The organism is Sinomonas atrocyanea, assembly GCF_030812675.1.
Classification (GTDB): domain Bacteria; phylum Actinomycetota; class Actinomycetes; order Actinomycetales; family Micrococcaceae; genus Sinomonas; species Sinomonas atrocyanea_B.
On sequence record NZ_JAUSTE010000002.1, the window covers coordinates 78,398 to 96,907 of the forward strand.

The 18,510-nt window shown below is 71.1% G+C and carries 13 protein-coding genes; 7 read left to right on the forward strand and 6 right to left on the reverse strand.

Annotation, left to right across the window (positions count from 1 at the left end; all coding sequences use genetic code 11):
* The first annotated feature begins 8 nt into the window (after positions 1-8).
* Positions 9-2,225, forward strand: a complete 2,217-nt coding sequence (locus tag J2W20_RS04135; protein ID WP_307004852.1) for a S9 family peptidase — start codon at positions 9-11, stop codon at positions 2,223-2,225.
* A gap of 89 nt (positions 2,226-2,314) precedes the next feature.
* Here the strand turns inward: J2W20_RS04135 and J2W20_RS04140 are convergent, their stop codons facing one another.
* The 3 genes from J2W20_RS04140 to pta all read right to left on the reverse strand — a co-directional run bounded on the left by J2W20_RS04140 (position 2,315) and on the right by pta (position 7,207).
* Positions 2,315-3,787: an amino acid permease gene (locus J2W20_RS04140; RefSeq protein WP_307004853.1), complete on the reverse strand. Its 1,473-nt coding sequence runs from the start codon at positions 3,785-3,787 to the stop codon at positions 2,315-2,317.
* A 115-nt stretch (positions 3,788-3,902) separates the two neighbouring features.
* Positions 3,903-5,069, reverse strand: coding sequence for an acetate/propionate family kinase (locus tag J2W20_RS04145; protein WP_307004854.1), 1,167 nt, complete (start codon positions 5,067-5,069; stop codon positions 3,903-3,905).
* Positions 5,070-5,104: 35 nt separating this feature from the next.
* Entirely contained in the window at positions 5,105-7,207 is a 2,103-nt protein-coding gene (pta, locus tag J2W20_RS04150; protein ID WP_307004855.1) for a phosphate acetyltransferase, read from the reverse strand.
* A gap of 171 nt (positions 7,208-7,378) precedes the next feature.
* Between pta and J2W20_RS04155 the strand changes: the two genes are divergently transcribed.
* The 6 genes from J2W20_RS04155 to J2W20_RS04180 all read left to right on the forward strand — a co-directional run bounded on the left by J2W20_RS04155 (position 7,379) and on the right by J2W20_RS04180 (position 14,097).
* Positions 7,379-7,840 (forward strand): hotdog fold thioesterase, encoded by a 462-nt coding sequence (locus tag J2W20_RS04155; RefSeq protein WP_307004857.1) that lies wholly within the window; start codon positions 7,379-7,381, stop codon positions 7,838-7,840.
* 197 nt (positions 7,841-8,037) lie between these two features.
* Positions 8,038-9,312, forward strand: a complete 1,275-nt coding sequence (gene paaK, locus J2W20_RS04160; RefSeq protein ID WP_307005441.1) for a phenylacetate--CoA ligase PaaK — start codon at positions 8,038-8,040, stop codon at positions 9,310-9,312.
* A 65-nt stretch (positions 9,313-9,377) separates the two neighbouring features.
* Complete coding sequence (locus J2W20_RS04165; RefSeq protein ID WP_307004859.1) at positions 9,378-10,007, forward strand: TetR/AcrR family transcriptional regulator; 630 nt, start codon at positions 9,378-9,380, stop codon at positions 10,005-10,007.
* Between the two features lie 158 nt (positions 10,008-10,165).
* Positions 10,166-11,869 carry a phospholipase C gene (locus J2W20_RS04170; RefSeq protein ID WP_307004860.1) on the forward strand — a complete coding sequence of 568 codons (1,704 nt, stop codon included), beginning with the start codon at positions 10,166-10,168 and terminating at the stop codon, positions 11,867-11,869.
* A 93-nt stretch (positions 11,870-11,962) separates the two neighbouring features.
* Entirely contained in the window at positions 11,963-12,787 is an 825-nt protein-coding gene (locus J2W20_RS04175) for a DUF427 domain-containing protein (RefSeq protein WP_307004862.1), read from the forward strand.
* Between the two features lie 164 nt (positions 12,788-12,951).
* Positions 12,952-14,097 carry a PQQ-dependent sugar dehydrogenase gene (locus J2W20_RS04180; RefSeq protein WP_307004864.1) on the forward strand — a complete coding sequence of 382 codons (1,146 nt, stop codon included), beginning with the start codon at positions 12,952-12,954 and terminating at the stop codon, positions 14,095-14,097.
* A gap of 180 nt (positions 14,098-14,277) precedes the next feature.
* Here the strand turns inward: J2W20_RS04180 and J2W20_RS04185 are convergent, their stop codons facing one another.
* From J2W20_RS04185 to J2W20_RS04195, 3 genes are read right to left on the reverse strand one after another with little or no spacing between them, the layout of a single operon-like run.
* The gene (locus tag J2W20_RS04185) at positions 14,278-15,486 is read right to left on the reverse strand and encodes a mannitol-1-phosphate 5-dehydrogenase (protein ID WP_307004866.1); all 1,209 of its coding nucleotides are present in this window, start codon (positions 15,484-15,486) and stop codon (positions 14,278-14,280) included.
* Entirely contained in the window at positions 15,483-17,495 is a 2,013-nt protein-coding gene (locus tag J2W20_RS04190; RefSeq protein ID WP_307004868.1) for a PTS mannitol transporter subunit IICBA, read from the reverse strand. Before J2W20_RS04190 ends, J2W20_RS04185 begins: the two co-directional genes overlap by 4 nt.
* Positions 17,496-17,546: 51 nt before the next feature.
* Positions 17,547-18,431 (reverse strand): TetR/AcrR family transcriptional regulator, encoded by an 885-nt coding sequence (locus J2W20_RS04195; RefSeq protein WP_307004870.1) that lies wholly within the window; start codon positions 18,429-18,431, stop codon positions 17,547-17,549.
* Between the last annotated feature and the right edge of the window lie 79 nt (positions 18,432-18,510).

Genomic DNA, 18,510 nt, shown 5'->3' on the forward strand with positions numbered 1-18,510 from the left:
GTGGGGCCATGACTGAAGCTGCCGCTCCCCAGGCCCCTGTCGCGAAGAAGGTGCCCACGAGGCGCGAGCGTCACGGCGACGCCTTCGTTGACCCGTACGAATGGCTGCGTGAGAAGGACAATCCGGAGGTCGTCGAGCATCTTACCGCCGAGAACGCCTACACCGATGCGGTCACGGCCGGCCAGCAGCCCCTCCGCGAGGCGATCTTCGAGGAGATCAGGCGCCGCACCCAGGAGACGGACCTGTCCGTCCCGGCCCGCAAGGACGGGTGGTGGTACTACGCCCGCACCGTCGAGGGCCAGCAGTACCCGATCTACTGCCGGGTCAGGGCCGATGGCGCCGGCCGCGCAGACGACGGCGGCGACCTCCTCGGCGCGTGGACGCCGCCCGCCGTCGTGCCCGGCACCGCGGTCCCCGGAGAGCAGGTGCTGCTGGACGGGAACGCCGAGGCCGAGGGGCACCCCTTCTTCGCGCTCGGCGGGGCCGCCGTCTCCCGCGATGGGAACCTGTACGCCTACTCGGTCGACACCGCCGGAGACGAGACCTTCACCCTGCGCATCAAGGACCTCCGCACCGGCGATCACCTTTCCGAGGTCATCGAGGGCGTGTTCTACGGCCTCGAGTTCGATCCGGACGGCTCGCGGCTGTTCTACATGGTCGCGGACGACTCCTGGCGCCCCTACCAGGTGCGCGTGCACGTGCTCGGCACCCCGCCGGAGCAGGACACGGTCCTGTACCAGGAGGACGACGTCGCGCAGTGGACCGGGATCGACCTCTCCTCGGACCGCCGCTGGCTCCTCGTCGGGATCGGCAACTCGGAGTACTCGGAGACCCGCGTCCTCGACCTGGCCGGCCCCGACGCCCGCCTCCGGCTCGTGCTGGGGCGCGAGGAGCGCATCCTCCACACCGCCGAGCCGTTCGAGCACGGCGGCCGCACGCGGCTGCTGCTCCTGCACGACGGGCGCCCCGAGGGCCCCGAGGGCTCGGCCCCGAACAGCATGCTCTCCCTCGTCGACCTGGCCGAGACGTCCAAGCCGCTGTCCGAACAGCGCTGGTCGACGCTCGTTCCGCACGACGAGCAGGTCAAGGTCGAGGGGGCGGACGTCTCCGCGACGCATCTCGTCGTCACGCTGCGCAGGGACACCGTCACCACCGTCCGCTTCGCACCCCTCGCGGACGCCGTCGAGGCCGCGGACGCCGGCCGGACGCCGTCGTTCGTCGAGCCGCAGTTCGGCGAGGAGCTCTACACGGCCGGCGGCGGTGTCACCGAGCATGGCGCCCCGGTCGCGCGGCTGAGCTTCACCTCCTACGTCACTCCCCCGCGCGTCTACGACTACGTGCTGGCCACCGGCGAGCTGCTCCTGCGGAAGGAGACCCCGGTGCTCGGCGGATACGACCCGGACCAGTACGTGGCGGAGCGGGCCTGGGCGACGGCCGAGGACGGCACGCGCATCCCGCTGTCGGTGGTCCGGCGGGCGTCGGTCCAGCGGGACGGGACGAACCCGGCCCTCGTCTACGGGTACGGCTCGTACGAGGTGAGCATGGACCCGGCCTTCGCCGTGGCCCGGCTCAGCCTCCTGGACCGGGGCATCGTGTTCGTCGTCGCCCACGTGCGCGGCGGCGGCGAGCTGGGGCGCCACTGGTACGAGGACGGCAAGAAGCTGAACAAGCGGAACACGTTCACCGACTTCGTCGCCGCCACCGACTGGGTCGCCTCCTCGGGGTGGGCGGACCCGGCCCGGATCGCCTGCATGGGCGGCTCCGCCGGCGGCCTGCTCATCGGTGCGGTGCTGAACCTGGCCCCGGAGAAGTACGCGGCCGCCGTCGCCCAGGTCCCGTTCGTGGACGCCCTCACCACGATCCTGGACCCCGAGCTGCCGCTCTCCGCCCTCGAGTGGGAGGAGTGGGGCAACCCGATCGAGGACGCCGAGGTCTACGCCTACATGAAGTCCTACACGCCCTACGAGAACGTGCACTCGGCCCCGTATCCGAAGGTCGCCGCCGTGACGAGCTTCAACGACACGCGCGTGCTGTACGTCGAGCCGGCCAAGTGGGTCCAGGCGCTGCGCGAGGCCACCACATCCGGGCAGCCGATCGTGCTCAAGACCGAGATGGACGCCGGGCACGGCGGCGCGTCGGGACGCTACGAGGCGTGGAGGGAGCGGGCCTGGGACTACGCGTTCATCGCGGACGCCCTCGGCGCCACGGAACTCCTCCCCCGCTGATCCCGGGGGGTCACCTTCGGGGGGTCACCTTCTGGGGGTCACCTTCTGAGGGTCACCTCACGGACGCTGACCCCCAAGCGCGGAGGGCCTCAGACGTTCGCGTCCACGCTCTCCGCCTCGGCGTCGCCGGAGGCTGCTGCCGCGGCCGCCTCCCGGCGCCGGACGAGCAGCCAGCCGAGCCAGAGGAGCAGCGCGATCACCGGAACGCTGAGGATGGTGTACAGGCCGATCGGGAAGACCTCGCCGGTGGCCTTGTCCGTCATGGTGTCGAACGCGATGAGCACCGTGATCGCGGCCAGCGCGGCCAGACCGAGCCAGCTGGTCCAGGGCGAGCCGGGCATCGGAAGCGAGGACGCGCCGTCGCCCTTCTTCTTCCGCAGCATGAGCTGGCACGCGAAGATCGAGCCCCACGTGAAGATCACGCCGATCGAGGCGGTGTTGAGCGCGAGGTCGAACGCGTGCGTGCCGCCGGCCCAGATGTTCACGAGGATGCCCACCAGGTACACGGCGGCGATGGCGAGGATCGCAGCGTAGGGCACGTGCCGCTTGGACATGCGGGTGAGCCAATGCGGCGCGTGGCCGTTGGAGGCCATGGTGCGGAAGATGCGGCCGATCGAGTAGAGGCCGGTGTTGGACGAGCTCAGCGCGGCGGTGATGACCACGAGGTTCATGACGTCGCCGATCCACCCGACGCCGAGGTGGTCGAAGACCGTGACGAACGGGCTCACGCCGGCCTTGTACTGGTCCGAGGGCAGCAGCATCGCCAGGAGCAGGACGGAGCCGACGTAGAAGACGACGATCCGCAGCACCACGGCGCGGATGGCGCGGGGGACCTCCCGCTGCGGGTCCTCCATCTCGCCGGCGGTGATGCCGACCAGCTCGATCGCGTTGTAGGCGAAGATCACGGCGTTGAGCACGAGGATCATCACGAAGAAGCCGTGCGGGAACATGCCCCCGTCGCCGGAGAGGAGGTTCGACGGGGACGCGTGCGTGGTACCGATCCGGGTGTTGAGGACCACCATGACCGTGCCGGCCACGAGGAAGAGCGAGATCGCGGTCACCTTGAGCACGGACGCCCAGAACTCGAACTCCCCGAAGGCCCTGACGCTGAGCAGGTTCACGGCCACGAGCAGGGCCAGCGCACACAGCGCCGAGACCTCCACCGGCACGTTCGGGAAGAAGTACTGGAAGTACAGGCCGATCGCGAGCAGTTCGGCGATGCCGGTCATGGCCCAGTTGACGAAGTACATCCACCCGGACAGGTAGGCGCCCTTGGCCCCGAACATCTCCCCCGCGTAGCTCACGAACGAGCCCGACGTCTGCCGGTACATGATCAGCTCGCCGAGCGCCCGCATGAGCAGGTACGCGATGGCGCCCGCGATCGCGTAGGAGAACACGAGCGCAGGACCGGTCGAGGCGAGCCGTCCGCCCGCGCCCATGAACAGGCCGACGCCGATGGCGCCGCCCATGGCGATCATCTGCACATGGCGGCGGCTGAGAGCCCTCTCATAGCCCTCGGCGGACACGGCTGGGGGCGTGGAGGCGTGGTGGTTCTGCTGCACAAGGGTCCTTCGTCAGACATGCGCCGCGCTTCGATGCGCGGGCCGCCGTCAAGTGTAGGACCCGCGAGTGTGCCTCAGGTCTCGCGTGTGGGCCAGCTCTCGTGTGGTGCTCGTCTCATGCGGGCCTGACCTGCTGGCGGACGACGGCGGCCGTCGCCTCCGCGATCGCCCTCTCCTCGTCGGTGGGAACCACCAGGAGCGGGATGGCGGACTCGGGGGCCGAGACGGCCCGCGGCTCCTTCGAGCGGACGGCGTTGAGCCCGTCGTCCAGCACCACGCCGAGGGCGCCGAGGCGGGCGGCCACGCGGGCCCGGAACGGCGCGGAGTTCTCCCCGATGCCCGCGGTGAAGACGATCGCCTTGGCCCCTCCCACAGCCACGTGGTAGCCGCCGATGTACTTCGCGACGCGGTACGAGGCGACGTCGAGGGCCACCTGCGCGCGCCGGTCGCCGCCCTCGGCGGCCTCCACCACGGTACGCATGTCGTTCGAGCCCGCGAGGGCCTTGAGCCCGGACTCGCGGTTGAGCAGGTCATCGATCTCGTCCGCGCCGTGCCCCTGGCGGGCAAGGAACACGAGGATCGAGGGGTCCAGGTCCCCCGAGCGCGTGCCCATGACGAGGCCCTCGAGCGGCGTGAAGCCCATCGACGTGTCGATGCTCTCCCCGCCCTGCACCGCGGTGGCGGACACCCCGTTGCCGAGGTGGAGCACCACGCCGTCGAACTCCTCCGGGGCGATCCCCATCAGCTCGGCGGCGCGGCCGGCCACGTACTGGTGCGAGGTGCCGTGGAAGCCGTACCGGCGGATCCCGTGGTGGGTGTAGAGCCAGTCCGGCACGGCGTACCGCCAGGCGTGCTCGGGGATGGTGCGGTGGTAGGCGGTGTCGAAGACGGCCGCCTGCGGCATGTCCGGCCACTTGGAGGCGATGGCCCGCAGGCCGAGGACGTTCGCGGGGTTGTGGAGCGGTGCGAGCGGGTTGAGCCGCTCGATCGCCCGGATAATCTCGTTGTTCACGAGCACAGGCTCGGAGAACCGCTCGCCCCCGTGGACCACGCGGTGGCCCACGGCGTCGACCGCGCGTCCGCCGAGCACGCGGTGCAGCTCGGCGTCGACCTGTCCGAGCGCCTCGGCGTGGTCCCGGGGGCCGCCGTCGAACCCGATCCGCTCGATCAGCCCCTCGGCGAGGACCGCGGGCTCCGGTTCCTGCCCGCCGTCGGCCTCCCCGACGTCGCGGAGCTGGTACTTGAGGGAGGACGAGCCGGAGTTGATGACGAGGACGAGCACGCGGGACTCCTGGGGCTGGGTCTGGAGGGCTGGGACTAGACGGACTGGGCGGCGGGCTGGGCGGCCCGGACGTTCTGGGCCTGGATGGCGGTGATGGCCACGGTGTTGACGATGTCCTCGACGGTGCAGCCGCGCGAGAGGTCGTTGACCGGCTTGCGCAGGCCCTGCAGGACGGGGCCGACCGCGACGGCACCCGAGGACTGCTGGACCGCCTTGTAGGTGTTGTTGCCGGTGTTGAGGTCCGGGAAGATGAACACGGTCGCCTGCCCCGCCACGTCCGATCCGGGCAGCTTCGAGGCTGCGATCGAGGCGTCCACGGCGGCGTCGTACTGGATGGGGCCTTCCACGGCGAGGTCCGGGCGGTGGGCGCGGACGAGCTCGGTGGCGCGGCGGACCTTGTCCACAGCCTCCCCGGATCCCGAGAGGCCGGTCGAGTAGGAGAGCATCGCCACGCGCGGCTCGACGCCGAACTGGGCCGCTGTCTCCGCCGAGGCCAGCGCGATGTCCGCGAGCTGCTCCTCGTTCGGCTCCGGGTTCACGGCGCAGTCCCCGTAGACGAGCACGCGGTCCGCCATGAGCATCAGGAACACCGAGGAGACGATCTTGACCCCGGGCTTGGTCTTGACGAACTCGAGCGCCGGCCTGATGGTGTGGGCGGTCGTGTGGGCGGCGCCGGAGACCATCCCGTCCACGATCCCGAGCTGGACCATCATGGTGCCGAAGTAGCTCACATCGAGCATGACCTCGAGCGCCTTGGCGAGGTCCACGCCACGGTGGGCGCGCAGCCGGGCGTACTCCTCGGCGAAGCGCTCCCGCAGCGGGGAGAGGGCCGGGTCCACCACATCGATGCCCTCGAGCGGGACGCCGTTGGCGGCCGCGATCTCGCGGACCTGGCTCTCGTTGCCCAGCAGCGTCAGGTCGCACACGTCGCGGCGGTGGAGGATGTCCGCGGCCCGCAGGATGCGCACGTCCGTGCCCTCGGGCAGCACGATGCGGGTGCGCTGGGCGCGGGCCCGGCCGATCAGCTCGTGCAGGAACCGCAGCGGCGTCATCGTGTCCGGGCGGGGCAGGTTGAGCCGCTCGACCAGCTCGTCGTCGTCCACGTGCCGGGCCCACGCTCCCAGGGCCGAGGCGACCTTCCGGCGGTGGCCGGTCCAGATCTCGCTGCGGACCTCGGAGACGCTGCGGGCGGCGTGGTAGGTGTCGCCCTCGTAGGCGAAGACGGGGAACGGCGCCTGCGCGAGCAGCGGGAGGATGTGCGCGTCCGGGGCGAGGCCACCGGTGAGGACCATCGCGGCGGGGACCGGGAACTCGGGAGAGAACGTCGAGGCGAGCGCCCCGACCATCACGTCGGCCCGGTCGCCGGGGACGATCACGAGGTCGCCGTTCTCGAGTGCGCCGATGAAGTTCGCCACGCTCATGGCGGCGACCTTCACGCCGCTGACCTCGCGCTCCATGTCGGCGCTCCCCGCGATCTGCCGCAGCGCGAGCGCGCCGGAGACCTCCCCCGTGGTGGGCCGGGAGATCTCCGCGAGCTCGGGGAGGACGTAGACCGGCCGGTGGGACACACCGGGCCGGATGGCGGCCCTGATCGCGTCCATCTGCTCGGGGTCGGCACGGTTGACCATCATCACCAGGAGGCTGCAGCGCGCCGCGTAGAGCTCCTTCCGGGCCACGTCGACGGCGTCCGCGATCTCCTCGGGGGTGCGGTCCCTGCCGCTCACGACGGCGAGCATGGGGCAGCCGAGGTCGTTGGAGAGCCGGGCGTTGAGGGCGAACTCGACGGCGGAGTCCTGGCCGGTAAGGTCCGTGCCCTCCACGACGACGATGTCCACGCGGGCGGCGATCTCGGCGAAGACCTCGACGCAGCGGGCGTCGATCTCCTCCCGCTGCCCCTCGGCGAGGAGCCGGCGGACCTCACGCGCCGTGAGGCCGCCCCGGCACACCGCGGGGTCGAGGTCGAACCGCGAGCGCATGAGCGCCACCATCGGGTCCTCGCCCGGGGCGTCCGCGAGGACCACGGGCTTGAAGAATCCGATGCTCCCGGTGCGGGCGTGGAGTGCCTCGGCCACTCCGAGGGCGATGAGCGACTTCCCCGATCCGGGGGTGGTGGCGCTGACGTAGATGCCTCGTGACATGTGGGCTCCTGTTCGGGTGCCGCCGGGCTGGTCAGGACCAGTCTTGCAGGTCGCCGGCGAGCTCGCTCAGCACCCTCCGGGCGGGTCACGGCGGGGTGTGCTCCTTGACACGTCCGGGCGTTATGGGATTACCTAATGAACATTCGGTAAAGAATTGCGAGAAGGTGCCCCATGAGCGAAGCTGCTCCCGCCCACACGCTGGCCCACCCGATCCTCACGGACGACTACGCGACGGAATGGATGGGCCTGTCGGTCCTCGAGCTCGGCGACGGCACGGCCACCGTGTCCACCACGCTGCGGCGGGAGATGCTCAACGGCTTCGGCATCGCCCATGGCGGGATGCTCTTCGCCATCGCCGACTCGGCCTTCGCCCTGGCGTGCAACCCGCACACGCCCGAGGAGGGCCACAACACCATGACCGTCGCCTCCGGCGTCGACGTGAACTTCCTCGCCCCAGCCCACGAGGGCGAGCTGATCACCGCCGTCGCCGCCCGGCGGGCCCATGCGGGCCGCAGCGGCCTCTACGACATCCAGGTCTTCGCCTCCCCCGCGGACACCCCCCACACGGCGGAGTCCCCCGGCCGCCTCGTGGTCGAGTTCCGCGGGCGCTCCCGGACGATCCCCCAGCGCTAGCCGGGCCGCCCGGCCCGGCGCCAGAGCACGACGGCGTGTGCCCGCCCGCTGTGCGCCCCGGACCCCGCTCCCCGCATCGACCCCGCCCCTCCCCAGCCGACAACGAAGTGAGCACCGCAGTGACCCAGACCGCATCCGCCCCCGAGACCCCGACCTCCTCGGCCTTCGGCCCCGCTGTCCTCGATGCCGAGGAGACGATGAGCCGCGACCAGATCGAGGCCCTGCAGCTGACCCGGCTGCAGGAGACCGTCAAGTACGCCTACGAGCGTGTGCCGCACTACACGCGCAAGTTCGACGAGGCCGGGGTCCACCCCGAGGACCTCAAGGAACTCGACGACCTCGCGAAGTTCCCGTACACCACCAAGGAGGACCTCCGCGAGGAGTACCCCTTCGGCATGTTCGCGGTGCCCATGAACGAGGTCACGCGCATCCACGCCTCCTCCGGCACGACCGGCCGCCCGACGGTGGTCGGGTACACCCGGCAGGACCTCGACACTTGGGCCACCATCGTGGCGCGCTGCTTCCGCGCCGCGGGCGTGCGCCCCGGCATGAAGGTCCACAACGCCTACGGCTACGGCCTGTTCACCGGCGGCCTCGGCGCGCACTCGGGCATCGAGAAGCTCGGCGCGACGGTCATCCCCATGTCCGGCGGCCAGACCGAGAAGCAGATCCAGCTCATCGAGGACTTCGCCCCGGATGCCATCTGCTGCACACCGACCTACCTGCTCACCATCGGCGACGCGATGCTGCACAAGGGCCTCGACCCCCGCAAGACCTCGCTCAAGTACGCCGTGCTCGGGGCCGAGCCGTGGACCAATGAGATGCGCGCCGAGCTCGAGGAGATGTTCGGCATCAAGGCCTCGGACATCTACGGCCTCTCGGAGGTCATGGGCCCCGGCGTGGCCGGGGAGTCCGTCGAGACCCAGGACGGCTCGCACATCTGGGAGGACCACTTCCGCCCCGAGATCGTCGACCCGTTCGACCTCACCAAGACCAAGGCCGACGGCGAGACGGGCGAGCTCGTCTTCACCTCGCTGACCAAGCAGGCCCTGCCGATCATCCGGTACCGCACCAAGGACCTCTCGACCCTGCTGCCGGGCACCGCCCGCCCGGGCCACCGCCGCATGGGCCGCATCTCGGGCCGCACGGACGACATGATCATCCTGCGCGGCGTCAACCTGTTCCCCTCGCAGATCGAGGAGATCGCCCTGCGGATCCCGGAGCTGAGCCCGCACTTCCAGCTCGTGCTCACCCGCCCGGAGGGCCGCCGCATGGACGAGCTCACCGTCAAGATCGAGCCGCGCGAGGGCACCACGCCGGACCAGCGCGACGCCGCCGGCGCCTCCCTGCGCCAGCAGATCAAGATCCACATCGGCTCCTCGTGCCGGATCGACGTCGTGGAGCCCGGCTCGCTCGAGCGCTCCAACGGCAAGCTCCGCCGCATCTACGACCTGCGCGAGAAGCAGGCCTGACTCCCCTTCCCGACGGGGCCGCCGGTGAATCCGGCGGCCCCGTTCCCTTCCCTAGACTGGATCCCATGCCTACAGCCCCCACCACCGCCTCCGGCGCCCCCTCCTCCACGGGCCGCCGGGGCCGCCCCGGCTACGACCAGCAGACGGTGCTCAATGTCGCCGTCGAGGTCTTCAACCGGCATGGCTACGATGCAACGAGCATGGGCATCCTGGCCGAGAACCTGGGCATCTCGAAGTCCGCGATCTACCACCACGTGCCCTCCAAGGAGGACCTCCTCTCGCTGGCCCTCGAGCAGGCCTTGGGGGGCCTGGAGTCGGTGTGGGAGGCGCCGGAGTCGCAGTCCGGCAGGGCCGAGGAGCGCCTCGAGTTCGTGGTCCGCTCGACCGTCCGGGTGCTCACGGAGCGGCTGCCCTTCGTGACGCTCCTGCTGCGCCTGCGCGGGAACACGGAGACGGAGCGCGCGGCCCTGCAGCGCCGCCGCAGCTTCGACCGCAAGGTCGCCGAGCTCATCGGCGAGGCCCGGGCCGAGGGCACCATCCGCACGGACATCGACCCGCGCACGGCGTCCCGCCTGCTCTTCGGCACGATCAACTCGATCGTCGAGTGGTACCGCCCCGGAGGCTCGCTCACCCCGGCGAAGCTCGCCGACGACGTCGTGGCCGTCCTCTTCGACGGGCTGCACACCCGCAGCTGACGAGGCCCCTCCGCCCCTCGGGGTGAACACTTGCTGAACTGATGGGGAAGCCCGGGCCAAACCGGGAACTTCCGGCGGACCACCGCCTTAGGGTCGGTGCGGGGAACCACTCGCACCGCCACCCGGGGCCACCATCCACCGTGAGAAAGTCACAGCCCATGCCCAAGTTCAGCATCCGCGCCGCGGCCGCGACGAGCGCCGTGGCGTTCGCCGCAGCGGCGGCCGGAGGCGTCGCCGCTGCCATGCCCGCCCAGGCCGCGTCCACGACCTCCACGCCCATCAAGCACGTCGTCGTCATCTTCGGCGAGAACGTCTCGTTCGACCACTACTTCGCCACGTACCCGAAGGCCGCCAACGCCCCCGGTGAGAAGGTCCAGGGAACCGGCGCCGCGGCGTCGTCCTTCACGGCCGCCCCGAACACGCCGAAGAAGGTCGGCACCCTCGCCAGCGCCGGCCTGCTCGCGCCCCACAACCCGAACTCCGTGCAGCCGTTCCGCCTCAGCCCGTCCCAGGCCGGCACCTGCGACCAGGACCACGCCTACAAGCCCGAGCAGCAGGCGTACAACGGTGGCCTCATGGACAAGTTCGTCCAGTACACGAGCACCGACGCCTGCGGCGCGCCGCTGTACGGCCGCGACGGCCTCACCATGGGCTACTACGACGGCAACACCGTCACCGGCATGTGGAACTACGCCCAGCACTTCGCGATGAGCGACAACAGCTACGACGACGAGTTCGGCCCCTCGACCCCGGGCGCCCTGAACCTGGTCTCGGGCCAGACGCACGGCGTGGTGAGCGTGGACCCGTTCACGGGCCAGCAGACCTCCGCCCCTGACGCGTACACGGTCAAGTCCCCGAACACGCAGGGCGTCGGCACCGTCACCGGCGATCCCGACCCGGCCTTCGACGACTGCTCGGACAACAGCCACGCCAAGTCCAACGCCCTCGCCGCCATGCAGGGCACCAACGTCGGCGACCTCCTCAACACCAAGGGCGTCTCGTGGGGCTGGTTCCAGGGCGGCTTCCGCCCGCAGGGCACCGCGACGATCAAGGGCACGGACTACGCCCAGTGCACCACGAAGCACACGTCCGTCGCCGGGGTCTCCTCGATCGACTACAGCCCGCACCACGAGCCGTTCCAGTACTACGCCTCCACGGCGAATCCGCACCACGTCGCGCCGGCGAGCGACGCCGAGATCGGCCACAGCGGGCCGGCCAACCACCAGTACGACATGACCGACTTCGACAAGGTCGTGAACACCGACAGCATGCCTGCGGTCTCCTTCCTCAAGGCGCCGATGTACCAGGACGGGCACGCCGGCTACTCGGACCCGATCGATGAGCAGCAGTTCGTGGTGAACGAGATCAACGCGATCCAGAAGTCGAAGAACTGGGACTCCACGGCCGTGGTCCTCGCCTACGACGACTCCGACGGCTGGTACGACCACGTCGCCGCCCAGGTGAAGAACGCCTCCAACGACCCGGCGAACGACGCCGCCTGGTGCCAGAACGCCGCCGCGGCCGGGACACCGATCCTGGGCGGCTACCAGGACCGCTGCGGGCCCGGCCAGCGTCTGCCGCTGCTGGTGGTCTCGCCCTACGCGAAGAGCAACTTCGTGGACCACACGCAGACCCAGCAGTCCTCCGTCCTGCGCTTCATCGAGGACAACTGGGGCCTCGGCCGGCTCGGCGACGGCTCCTTCGACGCCACCGCGGGCTCGCTGGGCGCGATGTTCAACTTCGACGCCCAGCCGCGCCGTGACGGCCTGATCCTCGATCCCTCGAGCGGCTCGGTGGTCCCGGGCGCGTACTGCGACGGCAACGAGGGCCAGCACCTCGGCCAGGGCGGCTCCTGCCGCTGAGCCCGTACGCTGCCTGACCTGGACGGGGCCTCCGGCGCGCACCACGCCGGGGGCCCCGTTGCCATCCCCGGCGCCACAGGCCACGCTTGCCCTATGGCCATCAGGATCTCCCACGAGCTCAAGCGGCTCCTCCCCCAGCTCCGGTACGAGCCCACGCCCAAGCGGCTGCGGGCCCGTCTCGGCGACGTCCTCGTGCTCGACTCGCGGCGCGCCGTCGTCCTCTGGGAGCCGCAACGGTACCTGCCCCTCCACGCCGTGCCGGAGGACGACGTCGTGGCCCGCCTCGAGCCGCTCGGCGCGGCTCCCGCGGGGGCCGCGGAGGCGCCGGAGGTGTCGGGGCCGCCGAGCTCGCCGGACCCGTTCTCGTCCCACACGGCCGAGGGCGAGCGGCTTGCCGTCGTCGTGGGCGGGATCAGGCTGCCCGATGCGGCGTTCCGGCTCGCCGACCCCGATCTGGCCGGCTACGTGGCCTTCGACACCGACGCGTTCGCGTGGTTCGAGGAGGACGAGCCGGTGATCGGCCATGCGAGGGACCCCTTCAGCCGGATCGATATGCGGGCCAGCCGTGCGCACGTGCGCGTCCTGCTCGACGGCGTGGTCCTCGCCGAGTCCAGTGAGACGGTGCGCCTGTTCGAGGGCCGGCTGCCGCCGCGGACCTACTTCCGCCGCGAAGACGTCCGCTGGGAGCGGCTCGCCGAGGACCCGCTGCGCACGGTCTGCCCGTACAAGGGCGTCGCGGAGTACTGGACCGCGCCGGGACTGGGCGAGGCGCGGCCCGTGGCGTGGAGCTACGGGGCCGCGACCCCCAGCTTCCCGGAGATGGCCCAGATCCACGGCCTGGTGGCCTTCTTCGACGAACGGGTGGACGTCGAGGCGGACGGCGAGCAGATCGGGCGGCCCCGGACTGCCTGGTCCTGATAATCGGCAGTCGCCATGCATCTTTTTCCCGGAAGAACTTGTCTGCGGCGTCCGTGCTTGCCTACACTCGAAAGCGTGACCTGCATCTCAATGGCGCGATGCAGGTTTTTCTCTGCCCTGGCCCAGGCACGCCCGGCCCGGCCGCCGCAGGAGGGCGCTCGGGGATGGGCCTGACCTCGCGCCGGGCGTTCCTCGGGCTGGCGCTGGCGGGCACAGCGTCCGGTGCGGCCGCAGCGCTCGGCGCGTGCACGCCGTCGTCCACCGCCCCGCCCTCATCAGCCGCCACGGCCTCCTCCGCGGCCGGCAGCCCAGCGCCCGGCACGGCCTCGGGCGCTGCACCAGCCCCGCGGGTGACCGGGACTGTTGCCGGCGGGCTGGACACGCCGTGGTCGATCGTGTTCCTTCCCGGCGGCTCGGCGCTCGTGTCCGAACGCGGCACCGGCCGCATCCTCGAGGTGCCCGCGGGCGGCGGCGCGGCCCGCGAGGCCGGGCGGATCGACGTCCGGACCGACACGAGCGAGGGCGGCCTCCTCGGCCTCGAGCTCTCGCCGAAGTTCGCCGCGGATGCCACGGTCTTCGCCTACTGCACCGCCGGCCCCGGCAACCGGGTCGTGGCCCTGCACTGGGACGGGCGTTCGGTGGGCGGCGCGCGGGTGCTGGTGGACGGGATCCCTGCCGGGACGTTCCACAATGGCGGCCGGATCAAGGTGGGCCCGGACGGCATGCTGTACATCGGCACCGGCGACGCGACGCGCCAGTCCAACTCCCAGGACCTCGGCAGCCTCGGCGGGAAGGTCCTGCGCGTCGCACTCGACGGTTCGCCCGCGCCGGGGAACCCCTTCGGGACCCGGGTCTACACGTACGGCCACCGGAACGTGCAGGGCCTCGCATGGGACTCCGCCAGCCGCCTCTGGGCGAGCGAGCTCGGGCCCGACCGCGACGACGAGCTCAACCTGCTCGCCCCGGGCGCCCAGTACGGGTGGCCCGCCGTGACCGGCGCCCGCAGCGTCAACGGCAGTGTCCCTGCCGTCCACGTCTGGCCGAACACCGCGGACGCGTCGCCGAGCGCCCTCGCGATCGCGGACGACGTCGCGTACGTCGCGTGCCTGCGGGGCCAGCGGCTCTGGCGGCTCCCGCTCCCGGCCCCGGGCTCGCCAGTGCCCGGCGGCGGGGCCCTTCCGGGCGCGGCCGAGTACTTCAGGGGCCAGTACGGGCGGCTCCGCGAGGTGGTCCGGGTCCCGGGGCGGCGGGAGCTGTGGATGGCGACGAACGAGGGCACGGGCTCGCGCATCCTCGCCGTCGCCATCTAGGGAGCTAGCCCCCGCCCCCATCCCCGCCCCGACCCACCGCGTTGAGGGGTCATGTCCCAAGGTTGAGAGGTCATGTCCCAAGGTTGAGGGGTCATGTCCCTGCGAGCGCCGTCCGCGGCGTCCTAGGGACATGACCCCTCACCGTAGGGACATGACCCCTCACGGGGCTGGGGGCGGCGTTCAGTCGGGCTGCGCCGCCCCCGCCGGCCTGACTCTAGCCTCCTTGACCCGAGCCGCGACCGCGTTGTGGAGCGGGTGGCCGGCGGGGAGGCCCGTGATCTCCTCGACGAGGGCCTCGTCGGTGGACTGGCCGGCGAGCATGGCCTGGAGGCGCTGGGCCTCCTCGTCGTCGGCGGCGTCGAAGGCGAGGGCCGCGCCCATCGCCTCCACGAGCGAGTCGGCCACCATGCCGCGTTCGGCAAGCTCGGCCGCCGGACCGATGAACCGCTCGTGGCGGGACAGCTTGCGCAGCGGCGCGCGGCCCACACGCTCCACCGTGTCCGGCAGCGCCGGGTTGGCGAACCGGCCGAGGATCTTCTCCACGTAGGCCTGCTGCTGCTCGGGCGCGAAGCCGTACTTGGCCACGAGCAGCGACTTGGTCTCGGCGAGGACGGCCTCGACCTTCGCCCGGACCTCGGGCATGGCCAGGGCGTCCGAGATCTTCTCGGCCCCGGCGCGCCGCCCGAAGTACGCCGCGGAGGCGTGCCCGGTGTTGACGGTGAAGAGCTTGCGCTCGATGTACGGCCCGAGCGAGTCCACCCACGTGACGCCGGGGATCTCGGGCACGTCGTCCCCGAAGGGCTCCTGCTCGATCGCCCACTCGAAGTACGGCTCGACCCGCACGTCGAGGCCGCCGGCGGGGTCCTGGTTCGGCACGATCCGGTCCACGGCGGTGTTGGCGAACACGGCGCGCGCGTCCACGGCCGCGTCATCGAGCCCCTCCCCCGCCGCCGCGGCACGGATCTCCGCCTCGAGGATGTCCGTGGCGTTGATCGCGTTCTCGCACGCCATCACGGCGAGCGGGCCAGCGCCGGCGGGCCGCGCGGCGATGCCGCGCGCGATCGCCGGGGCGACGAACCTGAGGATGCTCGGGCCCACCGCCGTGGTGACGATCTCCGCCTCCGCGATCCGGTCGACGAGCTCGGCCTCGTTCGTGGCCGAGTTCACCGCCGTGTAGCCGTCCACCACGTGGTCGACGCCGCCCTCGCCCACCTCGTGCACGGTGTACGAGGGGGTGGCATTGATCGCGTCGATGAGGGGCGCCGCGACGTCGGCGAACACGAGCCGGTAGCCGGCGTTGTGGAGCAGGAGCCCCACGAAGCCGCGGCCGATGTTCCCTGCGCCGAAGTGGACCGCGGTACCCCGGGACCCTGTCGCTGCCTCGCTCACGCGTTCACCTTTCCGAAGATGTCCAGGACCTCGTCGGCCGTCGTCGCGGACTCGAGGCGGGCCACCTGCTCCTTGTCGCCGAAGACCTTGGCGATCTTGGCGAGGATGCCGAGGTGCTCCTTGCCCTTGCCGGCGATCCCGACGACGAACTTCACCGGCTTGCCCTTCCAGTCGACCGGCTCGTCGTAGCGGACGAACGTCACGGCCGAGGCCTGGATGTGGTCCTTGGCCTCGTTGGTCCCGTGCGGGATGGCCAGGAAGTTGCCCATGTACGTGGAGACCGAGCTCTCGCGCTCGTGCATCGAGGCCACGTAGGCGTCGTCGACCGCGCCCGCCTCCTTGAGCAGGCGGCCTGCCTCGTCGATCGCCGCGGCCATGTCAGCCGCCGTGCCGGTGAGGACGATCGACTGGCGGCGCAGCACGTCCGGCGTCTCCGCGTGACGGTGCGGCACCGGGACGTGGGAGGCCGCGGCCTCCGACTCCGAGGCGGGCTCAGACTTGGCGGCGACGCCCTCGAACGGGACGTCCTCGGTGGCCTCCTGCTCGTCGAGGAGCGCGACGATCTCGTCGTACTTGGGGCTGCCCATGAAGTTGTCGACCGTGACGATCTGGGCGCTCGGGGTCTTCTGCTCCGCGCGGAGGGCGAGGTCCTGGTGGACCACGACCATGTCGTAGGTGTCGGTGAGGTTCGCGATCGCCTGGTTGACCACCGTGACGTCCTTGTGGCCCGCGGCCCGAATCTTGTTGCGCAGCACCGAGGCGCCCATGGCGGAGGAGCCCATGCCCGCGTCGCACGCGAAGACGATCTTCTTGATCTCGGTCGCCGTCGCAACGCCGCCGGCGCCGCCCCCGAGAACGCTCGAGGCCATGGACTTCCTGCCCTTCATGCTCTCCATCTGGGACGTGGCGGCCGCGAGGTCGCCCTCGCCCTTGTCCTTCGACGCGCGCAGGATCACCGAGGCGATGATGAACGAGACGGCGCAGGCGAGGATCACGGACAGGATCACGCCGAAGTAGCTGTCCCTCGCGGTCTGCGCGAGCACGGCGATGATCGAGCCCGGGGCCGCCGGGGCCACGAGGCCGGAGTGGGTGATCGCGAGCGTGGCGATGCCGGTCATGCCGCCGCCGATGGTGGCGAGGATGAGGATCGGCTTCATGAGCACGTACGGGAAGTAGATTTCGTGGATGCCGCCGATGAAGTGGATGAGCGCCGCACCGGGGGCCGAGGCCTTGGCCGCGCCGCGGCCGAAGAACATGTAGGCGAGCAGGACGCCGAGGCCGGGGCCGGGGTTCGCCTCGAGGAGGAACAGGATCGACTTGCCCTGTTCGAGGGACTGCTGGGTGCCGAGCGGGGTGAGGACGCCGTGGTTGATGGCGTTGTTGAGGAAGAGGACCTTGGCCGGCTCGATGAGGATCGAGGTGAGCGGCAGGATCCCGTTGTTGACCAGGAACTGCACGACGTTGCCCGCGGCCGTGCTGAAGGCCTGGACCACGGGGGCGATCCCGAAGAAGCCGACGAGGGCCAGGATGGCTCCCCAGATTCCAGCCGCGAAGTTGTTGACGAGCATCTCGAAGCCCGGCTTGATCTTGCCGTCCCAGACAGCGTCGATCTTCTTCATGGTCCAGCCGCCGAGGGGGCCCATGATCATGGCGCCGATGAACATCGGGATGCCGGCGCCCACGATCACGCCCATGGTGCCGATGGCCCCGACCACGCCGCCGCGCACGTCGTAGACCATCTTGCCGCCCGTGTAGGCGATGAGGAGCGGCAGGAGGTAGGTGATCATCGGGCCGACGAGGCCCGTGTAGGGCTTCCCGTCCGGGCCGTTGCCAAAGCCGCCGAGCTCGGGGACGGGGATGAAGCCCTTCTCGATGAAGAGGGCGGTGATGAGGCCCCAGGCGATGAAGGCGCCGATGTTCGGCATGATCATGCCCGAGAGGAACGTGCCGAACTTCTGCACCCCGGCCCGGGCCGTGTGCAGTCGCGACGGCGCTGCTGTGGTCGACATGGTGATCCTGCTTTCTGTTCAGGACGCAGCACGCGGCTGCTGGGATCGGGGTCAGCTCGTCCCGTCGGTCCGGCGCCCGGGCGGCGCGGGGGGCGCGCTCGAGAGCCGGTGGAGCCATTCGAGGAAGAGCTTCATCTCGGTGCCGGACAGCTGGTCCGGGTGCGAGGACTGGAGCGTGGCGTTGAGGGCGATGGCGGCAGCCACGTAGCTGGGCTGCCCGTCCTGGCCGGCCGGCGCTCCCGCGCGGGGGGTGTCAACGAGGGCGGGGTCCGTGAGCACCGAGCGCAGCACTGCGTCCCGGGTCTGCACGGACAGGGCGGAGGCGGACAGCGGTTCTGCGGCCGCCGGGGACGTGTCCCTCGCGGCTGCGTCTCGGGCAGCCGAGTCTCCGTCCGCGTCCGCGATGAGCATGAGGGTCACCCCGATGTTCGAGGCGAGGACGGCACGGGCCGCCTCGACGGGACGGACGGCGAGGTGCCCGGCGACGGCGAGCCTTGTGAGCTCGGCCTCGAGGAGCCGTTCGGCCTCCACGACCACCCCTGGGCGCCGGCTCGGGCCCGCATTGCCGAACATCAGCAGGTACAGCTGGGCATGGGTCACGCCAAACTGCACGTGCACGTCCCAGAGCCGCTTGACGTCCTCGATGGGCGCATCCGTGTGCTCGATGCTGCCCTCGCTGCGGATGAACTCCTCGAAGCCCCGGGCCACCACCGCCTCCATGAGGCCGTCCTTGTCCCCGAAGTGGTGGTAGAGCGTGGGCGCCGTGACGCCCGCCCTCTCGGTGATCTGGCGCGTGGAGACGGCGTTCCCGTCCGAGGCGGCCACCAGTTCCATCGCCGCCTGGAGGATCCGCTCCCGGGGTGAGGGTGCGGCGGCGCGCTGCTGCGGCCCGTCCGCCGCAGCACCTCCGGCCACCTCGACCGCCCCCTTGCGCATGGCCGCTACGGTAGTCCATATAGCAGCGCTATACAAGACCTGTCTGTGATCCACGCCATGCCGGGCTTGCTACCGTGGT

Coding starts and splice junctions, on each gene's coding strand:
- J2W20_RS04135 (WP_307004852.1), top strand. CDS start 9: ATGACTGAAGCTGCCGCTCCCCAGGCCCCTGTCGCGAAGAAGGTGCCC.
- J2W20_RS04195 (WP_307004870.1), bottom strand. CDS start 18,431: ATGCGCAAGGGGGCGGTCGAGGTGGCCGGAGGTGCTGCGGCGGACGGG.
- paaK (WP_307005441.1), top strand. CDS start 8,038: ATGAGCCGCGACCAGATCGAGGCCCTGCAGCTGACCCGGCTGCAGGAG.
- J2W20_RS04190 (WP_307004868.1), bottom strand. CDS start 17,495: ATGTCGACCACAGCAGCGCCGTCGCGACTGCACACGGCCCGGGCCGGG.
- J2W20_RS04180 (WP_307004864.1), top strand. CDS start 12,952: ATGGGCCTGACCTCGCGCCGGGCGTTCCTCGGGCTGGCGCTGGCGGGC.
- J2W20_RS04175 (WP_307004862.1), top strand. CDS start 11,963: ATGGCCATCAGGATCTCCCACGAGCTCAAGCGGCTCCTCCCCCAGCTC.
- pta (WP_307004855.1), bottom strand. CDS start 7,207: ATGTCACGAGGCATCTACGTCAGCGCCACCACCCCCGGATCGGGGAAG.
- J2W20_RS04170 (WP_307004860.1), top strand. CDS start 10,166: ATGCCCAAGTTCAGCATCCGCGCCGCGGCCGCGACGAGCGCCGTGGCG.
- J2W20_RS04165 (WP_307004859.1), top strand. CDS start 9,378: ATGCCTACAGCCCCCACCACCGCCTCCGGCGCCCCCTCCTCCACGGGC.
- J2W20_RS04155 (WP_307004857.1), top strand. CDS start 7,379: ATGAGCGAAGCTGCTCCCGCCCACACGCTGGCCCACCCGATCCTCACG.